The 12,605-nt window shown below is 70.4% G+C and carries 13 protein-coding genes, 1 tRNA gene and 1 pseudogene; 7 read left to right on the forward strand and 8 right to left on the reverse strand.

The genetic code is table 11. The features are described 5' to 3' along the window. Positions 1-634: 634 nt before the first annotated feature. Positions 635-1,327, reverse strand: coding sequence for a DUF6882 domain-containing protein (locus tag J4573_RS00005; RefSeq protein WP_208253093.1), 693 nt, complete (start codon positions 1,325-1,327; stop codon positions 635-637). A 118-nt stretch (positions 1,328-1,445) separates the two neighbouring features. On the opposite strand from J4573_RS00005, the gene J4573_RS00010 reads away from it, so the two are divergent. Together J4573_RS00010 and J4573_RS00015 are read left to right on the forward strand one after the other, a co-directional pair. Then, positions 1,446-2,426 (forward strand): ATP-binding cassette domain-containing protein, encoded by a 981-nt coding sequence (locus J4573_RS00010; RefSeq protein ID WP_208253094.1) that lies wholly within the window; start codon positions 1,446-1,448, stop codon positions 2,424-2,426. Further along, entirely contained in the window at positions 2,423-3,250 is an 828-nt protein-coding gene (locus J4573_RS00015; RefSeq protein ID WP_243772261.1) for an ABC transporter permease, read from the forward strand. The genes J4573_RS00010 and J4573_RS00015 overlap by 4 nt, the downstream gene beginning before the upstream one ends. A gap of 81 nt (positions 3,251-3,331) precedes the next feature. Here J4573_RS00015 and J4573_RS00020 read toward each other — a convergent pair whose 3' ends face one another. Further along, positions 3,332-3,550: a GntR family transcriptional regulator gene (locus J4573_RS00020; RefSeq protein WP_279575315.1), complete on the reverse strand. Its 219-nt coding sequence runs from the start codon at positions 3,548-3,550 to the stop codon at positions 3,332-3,334. A 110-nt stretch (positions 3,551-3,660) separates the two neighbouring features. Beyond that, positions 3,661-6,918, reverse strand: coding sequence for an AfsR/SARP family transcriptional regulator (locus J4573_RS00025; RefSeq protein ID WP_208253096.1), 3,258 nt, complete (start codon positions 6,916-6,918; stop codon positions 3,661-3,663). 67 nt (positions 6,919-6,985) lie between these two features. Between J4573_RS00025 and J4573_RS00030 the strand changes: the two genes are divergently transcribed. Then, the gene (locus J4573_RS00030) at positions 6,986-7,798 is read left to right on the forward strand and encodes an MBL fold metallo-hydrolase (protein ID WP_243772263.1); all 813 of its coding nucleotides are present in this window, start codon (positions 6,986-6,988) and stop codon (positions 7,796-7,798) included. 68 nt (positions 7,799-7,866) lie between these two features. Here J4573_RS00030 and J4573_RS53475 read toward each other — a convergent pair whose 3' ends face one another. Further along, complete coding sequence (locus J4573_RS53475; RefSeq protein ID WP_243772264.1) at positions 7,867-8,277, reverse strand: hypothetical protein; 411 nt, start codon at positions 8,275-8,277, stop codon at positions 7,867-7,869. On the opposite strand from J4573_RS53475, the pseudogene J4573_RS56555 reads away from it, so the two are divergent. After that, a pseudogene (locus J4573_RS56555) lies at positions 8,209-8,475 on the forward strand (baeRF2 domain-containing protein); the annotation flags it as partial. The gene J4573_RS53475 and the pseudogene J4573_RS56555 overlap by 69 nt on opposite strands. Before the next feature lie 272 nt (positions 8,476-8,747). Next, entirely contained in the window at positions 8,748-8,894 is a 147-nt protein-coding gene (locus J4573_RS53480; protein ID WP_243772265.1) for a hypothetical protein, read from the forward strand. On the opposite strand, the gene J4573_RS53485 is transcribed toward J4573_RS53480, so the two are convergent. Next, positions 8,891-10,210, reverse strand: coding sequence for a hypothetical protein (locus J4573_RS53485; protein WP_243772266.1), 1,320 nt, complete (start codon positions 10,208-10,210; stop codon positions 8,891-8,893). The genes J4573_RS53480 and J4573_RS53485 overlap by 4 nt on opposite strands. Positions 10,211-10,257: 47 nt before the next feature. On the opposite strand from J4573_RS53485, the gene J4573_RS00040 reads away from it, so the two are divergent. Together J4573_RS00040 and J4573_RS00045 are read left to right on the forward strand one after the other, a co-directional pair. Then, complete coding sequence (locus J4573_RS00040; RefSeq protein WP_208253098.1) at positions 10,258-10,629, forward strand: VOC family protein; 372 nt, start codon at positions 10,258-10,260, stop codon at positions 10,627-10,629. 5 nt (positions 10,630-10,634) lie between these two features. Next, a complete protein-coding gene (locus tag J4573_RS00045) occupies positions 10,635-11,507 on the forward strand; it encodes an alpha/beta hydrolase (protein ID WP_208253099.1) in 873 nt (290 codons plus the stop codon). Here J4573_RS00045 and J4573_RS00050 read toward each other — a convergent pair. The 3 genes from J4573_RS00050 to J4573_RS00060 all read right to left on the reverse strand — a co-directional run bounded on the left by J4573_RS00050 (position 11,453) and on the right by J4573_RS00060 (position 12,530). Further along, on the reverse strand, positions 11,453-12,055 hold the full coding sequence (locus J4573_RS00050; protein WP_208253779.1) for a formylglycine-generating enzyme family protein: 603 nt from the start codon (positions 12,053-12,055) through the stop codon (positions 11,453-11,455). The two genes, J4573_RS00045 and J4573_RS00050, sit on opposite strands and share 55 nt — an antisense overlap. Before the next feature lie 163 nt (positions 12,056-12,218). Next, positions 12,219-12,291 (reverse strand) — tRNA-Ala (locus tag J4573_RS00055). Between the two features lie 47 nt (positions 12,292-12,338). Next, entirely contained in the window at positions 12,339-12,530 is a 192-nt protein-coding gene (locus tag J4573_RS00060) for a hypothetical protein (RefSeq protein WP_208253100.1), read from the reverse strand. Positions 12,531-12,605: the final 75 nt, after the last annotated feature.

Consider the following 12,605-nt stretch of genomic DNA (forward strand, 5'->3'; position numbering starts at 1 on the left):
ACCCTGATCCGAAGAACAGAGCCACGGGGAGACCAGGCACCATGGCCTGGCCTATAAAGGCACTGGCTTTTAACACGCTGTTGAGTTCTCAAGAAACGGACACCCACCGCGCCGAACTCCCACTTTCGCGAGACCCGGCTCCGGGGCAACCCTTCTAACTTACCAGGATCTTCGGCCCTGTCAAGTGATTCGGTCGAATCAATTGATCGGAACGCAGCCCAGCCCGCCGTACGGAATCGCAGGCGACGAAGATCGCCTGTGAAGGATCGTTCGGAGGTGTCCCTCGGGCCGGCCACCTTGCGGCGTCCTGCATCCCGTCTGGGCTGACCACTCCAGAGTACATTGGCTCGGAGCAAGCTTCGAACCGTTTTTTCCGGGTGGCTTCCCCTCGGGCCGTCCCGCCTCTCGGCGTCCCGCATCCCTTGGGGCATTGAGAAGATTAGGCAATCCAGCAGTGCTCGTCAAACCGAACGAGCAACCTGGCGTACGTCCTCAGGAAACCTGCTGGTCAGTCGCATGCGCCCACCCGTACACCGGAGTGTCGCGGGCGACGCTGAGCAAGCCTTGCCGCTTACACACTCTCCAACGAGGCGGCACCCGGGCTTGTTCCCGGCGCCCGGAAAGTCCGGAAAACTCATCGGGCCGTCGTGGAGATCCGGTCGAGCAGACCGTGTCCGGTGAAGCCGACGACCACCTGGGCGCCGCCGTCGGGGCCGCCCATGATGACGTCCTCGTCCTCCTTGTACGGCAGGTCGAGCCGCTCGAAGTACCCGCGTACCACCCGGCGATGGTCGGCCGGGAACACCTCGACCGCCGTCATCAGCAACCGGGGCGCCGCCAACGGCTCGAAACCGGCGACCGGCAGTCGCGGATCGTCCAGGTGCACGTACGTCGAGCCCTTGCCGTCGTTGATGCGGCATGACCAGACGCCGTTACCGCCCAGCACGTACGAGGCGGCGATGGCCATCGTCGACGCGGCCTGGTGCGGATCGGGGAAGTCGGCGAGGTCGATGTGCCCGGTCGTCAGCTCCGGGATGTCGTGGCGTTCACCGAACTTGACGATCGTCCGCAACGGCCGCACGGCCGGGTGGTCCCAGCCGAGATGTGGGTTATCCCACGACCACAGCCATGTCTGGCTGCAATGGGAGAAGCTCCCCAGACTTGTCAGTCCCCCGTAGACGCTCCCCTGGCCCGCGAGCGTGCGCGCGTTCAGGTCGATGGTGTGCGGCGCCGCGCCCAGGTGGTCGTTCAAGACGTCCTGCCGCTGGATCGCGGCGGCCGAACAGTCCGCCGCGAACGCCTGGAATACGGGGCTGAATGCTGACATGGGCCGAGAGGGTAGCCCGTGACCGTGTCAGCGGTACGTCAGTCGCCCGATCCTCGTATCGGCGCCGCGTCAGCGCCCTCCCCCACCGTGGTGAGCGAACCACTACGGGAGGAACGACATGAGCCATGTGATCCAGGCCGAGGGCCTGCGCAAGAGGTTCGGTGACACACAGGCGCTGGACGGCGTCGACATCGAGGTCGAGCGGGGCAGGGTCCTCGGGGTGCTCGGGCCGAACGGCGCGGGCAAGACGACGGCCGTACGGGTGCTGGCGACCTTGCTGAAGGCCGACGCGGGGCGCGCCGAGGTCTGCGGCTACGACGTGGTGAAGGACTCCGTCAAGGTCCGCGCCAAGATCGGGCTGACCGGCCAGTACGCCTCGGTCGACGAGGAGCTGACCGGGCACGAGAACCTGATGATGATCGGCCGGTTGCTCGACTTCAGCCGCAACGAGGCCCGTGCGAGGTCGCGCGAGCTGCTCCAGCGTTTCCGGCTGGACGACGCGGCGGGACGTGCCGCCAAGACGTACTCCGGTGGCATGCGGCGCCGGCTCGACCTTGCGGCGAGCCTGCTCAACCGGCCGGAGGTCATCTTCCTGGACGAGCCGACGACCGGCCTGGACCCGCGGGCCCGCAACGAGATCTGGGACACCGTCCAGGAGGCCACCAAGGACGGCGCGACCGTCCTGCTCACCACGCAGTACCTGGACGAGGCGGACGCGCTCGCCGACCAGATCGCGGTCTTCGACCACGGCCGCGTCGTGGCCGAGGGCACGCCGGACGCGCTGAAGGCGCAGATCGGCCGGCAGACCTTGGCGGTACGGGTCGTGGAGCGGTTCCGCACCGAGCAGCTCGCCGCGATCGTGGCGCAGGTCACCGGGGAGCACCCGGACGTCGACGAGGCCGCCGGCCTGGTCACCGCGCCGGTCCCCGACTCGGGCGTCCTGCCCACCATGATCAACCGCCTGGGCGAGGCGGGCATCGCGGTCAGCGAGCTGGCCCTGCGGATGCCGAGCCTCGACGAGGTGTTCCTGACCCTGACCGGGCACGCCGCCGAGCAGCGCGGCGAGTCCGTCCTCGAGACCGAAGGGAGCCTGGCATGACCACGGCGACGATGACCCCGGCGACGACGGCGACGGCCGTCGAGCCCCCCGCGCGGATCAGTCCGCGCCGTACGATGCGGCACGCGCTGACGCTGGCCTGGCGCAACATCGCCCAGCTCAAGCACTCCCCGGAAAAGCTGATCGACGTCACGCTGATGCCGATCATCTTCTTGCTGCTGTTCCTGTACGTGTTCGGCGGCGCGGTGGAGGGAAGCACCCACGCCTACCTGCAGCTGCTGCTGCCGGGCCTGGTGGCGCAGATGGCGATGTTCGCGACGATGGGCCTCGGCACGGCGCTGAACGAGGACATCCACAAGGGCGTCTTCGACCGGTTCCGCAGCCTGCCGATCGCGCGTTCCGCGCCGCTGATAGGAACGGTCCTCGGCGACACGGTGCGCTTCATCATCGTGATGGTGGTGCTGGTCGGCTTCGGCTCCGCGCTCGGGTTCCGGTTCCACACCGACCCGCTGTCGGTGCTGGGCGCGTTCGCGCTGGCGTACGTGTTCTACCTGGCCGTCTGCTGGATCTCGATGCTGATCGGCCTGGTCGCCCCCTCGCCGGAGACCGTGCAGGGGCTGGCGTTCATCTGGGTCATGCCGCTGACGTTCGGCAGCAGCATCCTGATGCCGAACACCTCCACGATGCCGGGCTGGCTGGAGGCGTGGGCCAAGGTGAATCCCGTCTCGCACCTGGCCGAGGCCGTGCGGGCGCTCACCGTGGGCGGCGACGTCGGCAACCATGTCTGGTACACCCTGGCCTGGGCGGCCGGGATCGTGGTCGTCACGTTCCCGCTGGCCATGTTCATGTACTCGCGCCGCAGCTGAGCTGCGCAGCCGCAACAAGTCGCTTGTCCTCCGGCCCCGGCCCGCTTCGGCGGGAACCGGGGCCTAAGCGCTACCGGGGGTCTAAGCGATGAGGCCTTCGGCCCTCAGGAGCGCCATGGCCTCTCGTACGGTCGAGCGCTTCACGGCGTAGGCGGTCATCAGGTCGGCTTCGGCGGGCAGGCGCCCGCCGGGGTAGGCGTCCCGCAGGACGTTCGATCGCAGCAAGTCGCGCAGTCGGCGCACATCCGCGTCAGCGAGTCGGGGCCGACGGCGCGTTTCGGGTACCCGAGTGGCCGTCATAAAGCGGGACTGTACGGACAGGCCGTTGCGCCAAGGTTTTCCGGTCGTTTCCTACGAGTTACACCATTGAGGCCGTGAGGTTCGGCCCAGGACGAAGAGTCGCTCATCGCTCAGGGGACGAGGTTGAGGACGTCCTCGCGCGTGCCGGAGCGGCCGCGCTCATAGGCGGCCGCGAAGCCTTCCTCACCGAGCGCGGCGGTCGCGGCGGCGGTGGTACGGGGAACCTCGTAGCTCATCGGGTCGGTGTAACCGTGCAGGTTGCGCGCGGTGCCGAGCAGTTCGGCGGCGCGCTCGTGATCGCCGCGCGCGGCGGCGAGCGCCGCGATCCCCTCGACGAGCGTGGCGATGGTCTGGTTGCCGATGAGACCGCCGTGGCTGATGTCCCGCAGGGCGCGCGCGTGCCAGCGGGCCGAGGCCTCCAGGTCGCCCTCCTGCTCGGTCAGGCAGCCGACCCTGCTGAACGTGGTGGCCGACACCTGGCGGAAGTCGGCGCGTTCGCTGCGCGGCTCGACCATCTCGAGGGCGCGTTCCATGAGCGCGCGGGCACCGGGAAGGTCGCCCTCGCGGCGGCGCATCTCGCCCTGCCAGAGCAGCCCGTACGCGGCGTCGGCGTACTCGCCGATCCGTTCGGCGTGCGCGGTGCCGCGCTCCAGGTCGCGGTGGGCGCCCTCCAGGTCGCCCGCCGCCGCGCGGACCACGCCCAGCTCGATGAGCATGCGCGAGCCCTGCTCGGGGCTCATGCCCTCGCCGACGTAGCCGTGCACCTCCTCGCCGAGCCGTACGGCCTGGTCGATCCGGCCGCGCGCGATCGCCACCTGCATCGTGCCGCCCAGCGCGGCGATCATCCCCCAGCGGTCGCCGATCTCGCGGAACAGCTCCAGCCCCTTGTTGAGCCCGGCCTCCGCGCCGTCGATGTCGCCGGCGTTCATCGCCAGGAAGCCGAGAGCTACGCGGCAGATCGCGCGCAGCCACGGGTCGTGGTGCTCGCCCAGCTCGCGGAATCCGATCTCGGCGTTGACGAAGTCACCGGTGAACAGGCTGGCCGCGGGCTTGGCGAGGATCAGCGCCGGGTGCTTGGGGTGCTCGGGAACGAGGGTCAGCATGTGCTGCAGCGCCGAGCCGAGCCGTTCGGGCGTGGGGCCCGGATCGGACACCATCTCGGCGATGAGCGACGCCGAGCACATGCAGATGGCGTACTGCTCCTCCAGGCCCGGCGGCGCCTGGTCACCGGCGATCTCGAAGACCGAGACCGACCAGGACCCCGCCTCGATCTCCATGTCGCGCATGACCCAGAACCAGACCAGCGACGCGACCAGCCGCAGCCCGGTCGGCACGTCGCGGGTGTCGATGACGTGCCGGAACGCGGCGCTGCAGTTGTCGCGCTCGGCTGCCAGCCGTTCCGACCAGACCATCTGGTTGGAACGGCGCAGTTCGGGCTCGGCGCGTTCGGCCAGCTCCACGAAGAAGGCGGCGTGCGCGGACCGGACCCGATCGCGCTCGCCCGCCTCTTCCAGGCGTTCGGCGCCGTACGCGCGCACGGTCTCCAGCAGCCGGTAGCGGACCTCGGCGTCGCCGTCGGCGATGACCAGCGACTTGTCGATGAGCGCGGCGACCACGTCGATGACCTCGTAGCGGTCGACCGCCCCTGCCGGGTCGTCGTCGGCGCAGATGCGGGTGGCGGCATCGGGGGTGGCGCCGCCCGCGAAGACCGACAGGCGGCGCAGCACGGCCCGTTCGGCGTCGTCGAGCAGCTCCCAGCTCCAGTCGACCACCGCGCGCAGCGTCCGGTGGCGCGGGAGTGCGGCGCGGCTGCCGCCGGTGAGCAGCCGGAACCGGTCGCCGAGCCGGTCGGCGACCTGCGCCGGGGTGAGCGAACGCAGGCGCGCGGCGGCCAGCTCGATGGCGAGCGGGATGCCGTCCAGCGCGCGGCAGATCGCGATCACCTGCGCCACGTTCTCGTCGTCGATCGCGAAGCCGGGACGGACGGCGGCGGCGCGGTCGGTGAGCAGCCGGACCGACGCGAAACCGAGGGCGTCGACCGGGTTCGCGCCCTCCGGCGGCAGCGGCAGGGACGGCACCGGGCACAGCGCTTCGCCGGTGATGCCGAGCGCCTCGCGGCTCGTCGCCAGGACCCGTACGCCGGGGGCGCCCGCGAGCGCGCGGTCGACCAGCCGAGCCGCGGCGTCGATCACGTGCTCGCAGTTGTCCAGGACGATGACCATCCGCTTGCCGGCCAGGAAGTCGGCCAGCCGGTCCTGCGGGCGGACGACCGCGCGGGACTCGGGGGTGAACACCATGTCGGGCGCGCCGAGCGCCGACAGCACGGCCTGCGCCAGGTCGTTCGGGTCGCTGACGGGCGCGAGCGGCACGAACCACGCGCCGTCGGGCTGGTCGTCCAGCAGCATCGCCGCCGCCTCGCAGGCCAGCCGCGTCTTGCCCGCGCCGCCGGGGCCGGTGAGGGTGACCAGGCGGTTCTCGCGCAGCAGCTTGCCGACGCGCTGCGACTCCTCCTCGCGTCCGACGAAGCTGGTGAGCTGGGCGGGCAGGTTGGTCGTACGAGGCCGCACGGAGGGGGTGAAGGCTTCGGGTACGGGCTCGGTGTCGTCCCTGATCAAGTCGGCAGGGGCGTCGCCGTTGGGGGTGCGGTCGTGGCGGAGGATCGCCAGGTGGGTCTCGGCCAGCTCCGGGGACGGGTCCACGCCGAGGCGGTCGGCCAGGGCGCTGCGGGTCTCCTCGAAGACCGCGAGCGCGTCCGCCTGCCGGCCCGACTCGTACAGCGCCCGCATGTACTGCCCGCGCAGCCGTTCCCGCAGCGGATGGGCCCCGGCGAGCGCTTCCAGCTCGGGGACCAGCGGCCCGGCCGGGCGGCCGAGGTCGAGCTCGGCGTCGACGCGATCCTCGAACGCGGCCAGGCGCAGCTCCTGCAGCCGGGCGATGGTCGCGGCGGCGAACTCGGCGTCGGCGACGTCCGCCAGCGCCGGGCCGCGCCACAGGTCCAGGGCCGCGCAGAGCCCGGCGGCGCGGCGTTCGGGCGTGCTCTCGGCGCGGGCGGCGGTGACGCGGCGTTCGAACGCGACGGCGTCGATCTCGCCGGGATCGAGCGCGAGCCGGTAGCCGGCCGGGCCGTATTCGACCAGGTCCTTGCCCGCGACCCCGCGCAGCCGCGAGACCAGCGCCTGCAGCGCGCCCGCTCCCCCGGTCGGCGGCGCGCCGTCCCACAGATCGTCCAGCAGGCGGTCGGCCGACACCGACCGGCCGGCCTCCAGCGCCAGCCGGATCAGCAGGGCGCGCAGCCGCCGACCGCTGACCTCGACGGGAGCGGCCGCGGTGTCCCGCACGTCCAGCGGGCCCAGAATGCCGATGCGCACGGACCCCATTGTCCCCGAATCACCGGCCGGGCGGCACGGGTCGCCCCAGGATTGGGATCATGGACGGATGAGCGAAGTCGCCGGCGAGGTCGCCGCGGGAGTCGAGATCGTTCCGCTGCTGGACGCGGTGGGCCCCATGGGCAGCGCGCTGCGGCGCCCGCCGGAGGAGCTCTTCCCGGGCGCCGGCCCCGGACTGTGGGAACGGATCCGCGCCGAGGAGCCGCGGGCGTTCGGGCCCGGGGGCGAGTGGGTGCTGCACTTCCACTGCTTCCTGCTGCGCGTGCCGGACGGCCCGACGATCGTGGTCGACGCCGGTCTCGGCCAGGTCGGCTCCCCCGCCGCGACCTGGGCACCCGTGCCCGGCGCGCTGCCCTCCGAGCTGGAGGCGGCGGGCGTGGCACCGGCCGAGGTCGACGCGGTCGTGATCACCCACCTGCACAGCGACCACGCGGCCGGGGCACTGTGGGACGGGAAGCCGCTGTTCCCGAACGCGCGGCATCTGGTGCAGAGCGACGAGCTCGCCTGGCTGGAGGCCGAGCGCCCGCCGCTGCTGACCGACGTCATCGAGCCGGTCCGCACGGCCGGGCTGCTGGACGCCCCGGTCGGCGAGGTCCGCCTCGCGCCCGCCGTACGCGTCGTGCCCACACCTGGCCACACCCCGGGACACCAGTCGGTGATCGTCGGGGACGACGAGGTGGTGATCGCGGGCGACGTCCTGCACCACCCGATCCAGCTCGCCGACCCGTCCATCCGGTACGCCTACGACGAGGACTCCGACGCGGCCCTGGCCACCCGGATCGCCCTGCTGGACCGGCTTCGCGAACGCGGCGGCAGGCTGGCCCTCCCCCATCTGCCCTCCCCGTTCGTCAGCGTCCCGTGACGGGTGGCCCACAGAACGTTTGAGGCGATGTGATCGGGTAGCCCTCCCGGATGGATCTGTCCTTTCTCTCATCTCTCTACACACGTAAAGGGCCATTCGCCTCGGTCTACGCAGATCTCACCCGTACCACGGAGGACGCATCCAAGGCCGCCGAGCTCCGCTGGAGAGCACTGCGCGAGCGCCTTGAGGAACAGGACTGCGACCCCGCCACGATGAGGGCGGTCGAGGACGCCGTCGACGAGGAACTCCGGGAACGCCGCTCGGAAGGCCTGGTGATCTTCGCGTCCGAGGGCGAGGTCACCCACCTGGACCGGCTGCCGTCCACGCCCGCCGAACACGCCGAGTTCGCGCCGCTCCCGCACGTGCTCCCGTACCTGGTCCAGCGCGGCGAACGGTTCGCCTACGTGTCCGTGACAGCCGACCGCCGGGGCGGCGAGGTCACCTGCGTCGCCGCCGACGGCGAGCGTTCCACGGTCCACGTCCAGGGCGACGAGGACTACCCGATCCGCAAGACCAAGGCCGGCGACTGGAACCAGTCCCGCTTCCAGCGCGCCGCCGAAGAGGCGTGGAAGGCCAACGCCAAGAAGGTCGCCCGCGCGGTCGACACGTGCGTCAAGCAGGCCGGCGCCGAGGCGATCATCGTCAACGGCGACCCGCAGGTCCGCGGCGCGATCCTCGAAGAGATCACCGACCTGGACAAGGTCGTCGAGACCGCCGACCCCGACGGCGTCCTGGAGCTCAAGACCGTCGAACGCGTCGCCGCCGTCACCGCGCGCTCGAGCACGAACTCGCCCACGGCCAGCGCGCCGTCACCGGCCTGCGCCCCACCGTCGAGGCCGTACGCCGCGGCCAGGTCGAGACCCTCCTGCTCTCAGAGGACTCGACCGACCGCCTCTGGATCGGCCCCGACCCGACCACCCTGTCCACCGGCCTGGGCGAACTGCGCGGCATGGGCATCACCGACCCCGCCCAGGAACGCGCCGACGCCGCCCTCATCCGCGCCGCCGCCGCGACCGACGCCGCCCTGGTCGTCCTCCCCAAGGACCCGCCGTTCGGCGCCGTCCTCCGCTACGCCGACGACGCCACCGCCCACTAGCGATAAACGACCGTCCGCTTCGAGCTCCCCGGGAACACCTCCACCAGATGCCGTTCCCGGGGCAGCTCGGCACCCTGCTGCGACAGGTCCCGCATATGAATCCGCACCCGGTAGGCCCCAGGCCGGAGCTTGACGGGGAACTCGGGCTCGTAGTCGCTGCTCCCCAGGGCCGGGCCCTTACCCGTGCTGTCGAACCCCACCTCGACGACCCGATCCCACCCGTTCGCCTCGACGCGAGGGTTCTTCTTCAGGATCCGCAGCGTGACGCAGAGGTCGTCTTCGCTGGTCGATACCTCGACGCCGTTCGGCCCCGCGGCGACCAGCCCATCCTTGATCGCCGCCATCCCGAGGTCGAAGTCCGAGACGCCGACGTGATAGCCGCCACCTTCCGGCGGCATGACGAGCTTGGTCATACGCCGGTCGGATCGCGGCATCTTGCTCGTGCAGTACGCCAGCTCCCGTGCCTGCGACCGGGCGAACTCCTCGTCCCGCTGCCGCGGAGTCACGAGCAGCTGGGGATCACGCGAGGCGGCGACCTCGGGACACAGGTAGGCGAGGGCCCCGGGCCAGAACAACGTCCCGCGTGCTTCGCACTCGCCCCGGCCCAGCCAAAGCAGTTCCCCGTCCGACCGCTTGTACCAGGGGCCACGTCCATGAACGGCGCACACGAACTGCCGTTCGCGTTCTCGCGGCGTCAAGCGGCTGATGGCGCGCGGCCACGTGTCATCGCGGCCCTGCACAGCCTGACGAGTGCTCGCACATTCGTGCTGTGTGACGACCGCGGCCGGAGCCGGCCGCCGGTCACCCGCGACGACGAGCAGGGGCGCCAACAGCGCGATCATGACCGGCACGCGCATCCACCACCGCCACCGCGGCCTGCGAACGACCGTCGCCGCGATCAGAACGGCGGGGAGCAAGGACCAGACGAGCGGCCCCCACATGAACTGCGCCGTGGGTTCCCACAGTCGCCGGCACTGTTCGCCCCACCGGGCCACGTCGTAGGCCATCATCGCGGGCTTGAGCAGGCCGCTGGCCGTCAACAGCAGGGCGGTGACCCAGGCGACCCACCGCCACCGAGTCCTCAGCCACACCGCGAAGGCGGGCCCGACGAGCAGGATCGGATACTCCCGGAGCCACCAGATGACCGGTTGCGTGTCCACCTCGAACTCGTGCTGCCACACCTGGCAGGCCCCGGCGGAAATGAAGACCATGGACCCCCGGGTCGAACCCATGGGAAGCAGCCTCAGCCCCAACGGCACCAGGGTCATCAGCAATGCCGCTGACCACAGCAGCACCTGGACCCTCAACCGCGACATTTCAGGCACCCTAGCGGTGCCGTCGGATGCGACGAACAATGGTGACCATGTCCGTAGAGCTGAATCACACGATCGTGCACTCCAGGGACAAGAAGGTCTCGGCCGACTTCGTCGGCCACATCCTCGGGCTCGAGGTGGGCGCCCAATGGGGTCCGTTCATCCCGATCGAGGCCGCCAACGGAGTGACCCTCGACTTCATGGACTCCACCGACATCAAGCCGCAGCACTACGCCTTCCTGGTCTCGGACGAGGAGTTCGACCAGATCTTCGCCCGCATCAAGGCGGCGGGCATCCCGTACTGGGCCGACCCCGGCCACAGCATCCCCTGCGAGATCAACCGCCACTACGGCGGCCGCGGCGTCTACTTCGACGACCCCGACGGCCACGCCTTCGAAGCCATCACCACCCCCTACGCCTGACGCGCATGCACCGACACGTCGCCCGCGTCCTGCACCGGTGGCACCGGGACCGCTTCTCCACGTGGGAGCCGACTCCCGACGCCCTCCGTCAGGCCGCCCACCTCGAACGTGTGATGGGCCTGATCCCGTCCGGCAATCGCCGAGTCCAGTTCGACGGGTTCCTCGGCGAGTGGACGGGCACGCCCGCAGACCGCGTGATCCTCTACTTTCACGGCGGCGGCTTCGTGGTCTCAGGCGTGGCCACCGAACGCCTCCTGGCGGCCCGGCTCGCCTCCGCCACCGGGATCCCGGTGCTGTCCGTCGGCTATCGCCAGTTGCCCGAGGCACAGGTCGCGGCTTCGGTGGCCGATGGCGTGACCGCGTACCGCCAACTGCTGGCGCACGGCCATGCGCCGGAACGTATCGTCATCGCGGGCATGTCGGCCGGCGGGTACATGGCGTTCGCCACCGCCTATCAAGCGGCCGTCCAGGGACTGCCCAAGCCCGCAGCGCTCGTCGGGCAGACCCCCTGGCTGGACCTCGACTGCGCGGAAACGCTGGCGCATGCGAACGCTCGGCTGGACGCGCTGATGCCCGCCCAGGTCCTGGACAGCATTTCCAAGGCTCTGGGCGAACCGCCGTTCAACCCCAAGACCGACGACCTGAGCAAGCTTCCGCCCGCCTACATCCAGGTCGGTTCTCTGGACGTGATGCGGCATATGGCCGAGCGGATGGCTGAACGTATGCCGCACTGCACGTTGGACGTGTGGGAGGGCCATTTCCATGGCTCGCTGCTCATCCCCGGGACTCGGGACTCGCGGGTGGCGTTGCGGCGGATTGGTGTTTACGTAGAGCGGGCCACGCGGAATCCGAGGTCGTCTATGCGGAGGGTGGGGTGACTCTTTCTGCGTGAGGAGGCGTGGCAGCCCCATTGGCGGTCGTAGGCGCCGCCGCTTCGGAAGACGCGGTACGGGCCGTAGACCTTGGGGTCGTAGAGGTCCCAGCACCATTCCCAGACGTTGCCGATCGTGTCGTAGAGGCCCCACGCGTTGGGGGCCTTGCCGCCTACCTCGTGGACGTGGTCGTCGGAGTTGGCGCGATACCAGGCGATGTCGGGGAGGTCGCCGTAGCGGGTGCCTGTGGTGCCCGCGCGGCAGGCGTACTCCCACTCGGCTTCGGTCGGGAGCCTGTAGCCGTCGGCGTCCCAGTCGCAGACCACGTCCAGGCCGTCGGGGTCTTCGCCGCCGGAGTAGGACGGTCTGAGGCCTTCGGTTTTTGAGAGGTCGTTGCAGTAGAGGATGGCGTCCAGCCACGAGACCTCGGTGAGGGGGAGCTGGTTTTCGTTCACCGGGACGGTGGCGATGGAGAAGGCGTCCACCTTGACGGCCCACTCGCGGGAGCTGCCCTCATCGCGGAGGACGATCTCGCCGGGCGCCAATGCGACCATCTCACCCGAGCTGCTGAACGTCATCTCTGTCCCAAGGTCTCCAGGCGAACAGTGGCGTGGGGCTGCGCCCCACACCGGGGGTCTGGGGGTCGTCCCCCAGGCAAAAATGACGAAGGAGTGGCAGTCCGCGCTTTCCGCGGACACACCACTCCCGACTCCGAAGTGGAGCTATGGGGATTCGAACCCCAGACCTCCTCCATGCCATGGAGGCGCGCTACCAACTGCGCCATAGCCCCGCGCCGGTGAAACCGACTCGTGAAAGCTTAGTGCACTCTGGACCCTGCTAGCGCCAGCCGAGCCGTTCGGCGACCTCGTCGGGCGCGTAGCCCTGCTGGCCGGCCTCGCCGATCCAGACGATGCCGTCGGCCTCGGCGATGGCGCCGACGGTGTGCTCCTGGGGCATGCGGGGCTGGATGGCGAGCCTCACCTCCATGTGCGGCTCGTATCGCCGCAGCTCATCGATGAGATCCGCCACCGTGATCTCCTTGCGCCCGCCTCTGCGATGTCTGCCCATGCCCCTGCCCGTTCTCGACCTTGACCGCAATGAAAC

The sequence above is a fragment of the Actinomadura barringtoniae genome, assembly GCF_017573505.1.
In the GTDB taxonomy this organism is placed as follows: domain Bacteria; phylum Actinomycetota; class Actinomycetes; order Streptosporangiales; family Streptosporangiaceae; genus Spirillospora; species Spirillospora barringtoniae.

Excerpts from the sequence above, each read along its gene's own strand:
- J4573_RS00020 (WP_279575315.1), bottom strand. The coding sequence starts at position 3,550 with ATGACGGCCACTCGGGTACCCGAAACGCGCCGTCGGCCCCGACTCGCT.
- J4573_RS00015 (WP_243772261.1), top strand. The coding sequence starts at position 2,423 with ATGACCACGGCGACGATGACCCCGGCGACGACGGCGACGGCCGTCGAG.
- J4573_RS00010 (WP_208253094.1), top strand. The coding sequence starts at position 1,446 with ATGAGCCATGTGATCCAGGCCGAGGGCCTGCGCAAGAGGTTCGGTGAC.
- J4573_RS00005 (WP_208253093.1), bottom strand. The coding sequence starts at position 1,327 with ATGTCAGCATTCAGCCCCGTATTCCAGGCGTTCGCGGCGGACTGTTCG.
- J4573_RS00030 (WP_243772263.1), top strand. The coding sequence starts at position 6,986 with ATGAGCGAAGTCGCCGGCGAGGTCGCCGCGGGAGTCGAGATCGTTCCG.
- J4573_RS00045 (WP_208253099.1), top strand. The coding sequence starts at position 10,635 with ATGCACCGACACGTCGCCCGCGTCCTGCACCGGTGGCACCGGGACCGC.
- J4573_RS53480 (WP_243772265.1), top strand. The coding sequence starts at position 8,748 with ATGGGCATCACCGACCCCGCCCAGGAACGCGCCGACGCCGCCCTCATC.
- J4573_RS53485 (WP_243772266.1), bottom strand. The coding sequence starts at position 10,210 with ATGTCGCGGTTGAGGGTCCAGGTGCTGCTGTGGTCAGCGGCATTGCTG.
- J4573_RS00040 (WP_208253098.1), top strand. The coding sequence starts at position 10,258 with ATGTCCGTAGAGCTGAATCACACGATCGTGCACTCCAGGGACAAGAAG.
- J4573_RS00050 (WP_208253779.1), bottom strand. The coding sequence starts at position 12,055 with ATGGTCGCATTGGCGCCCGGCGAGATCGTCCTCCGCGATGAGGGCAGC.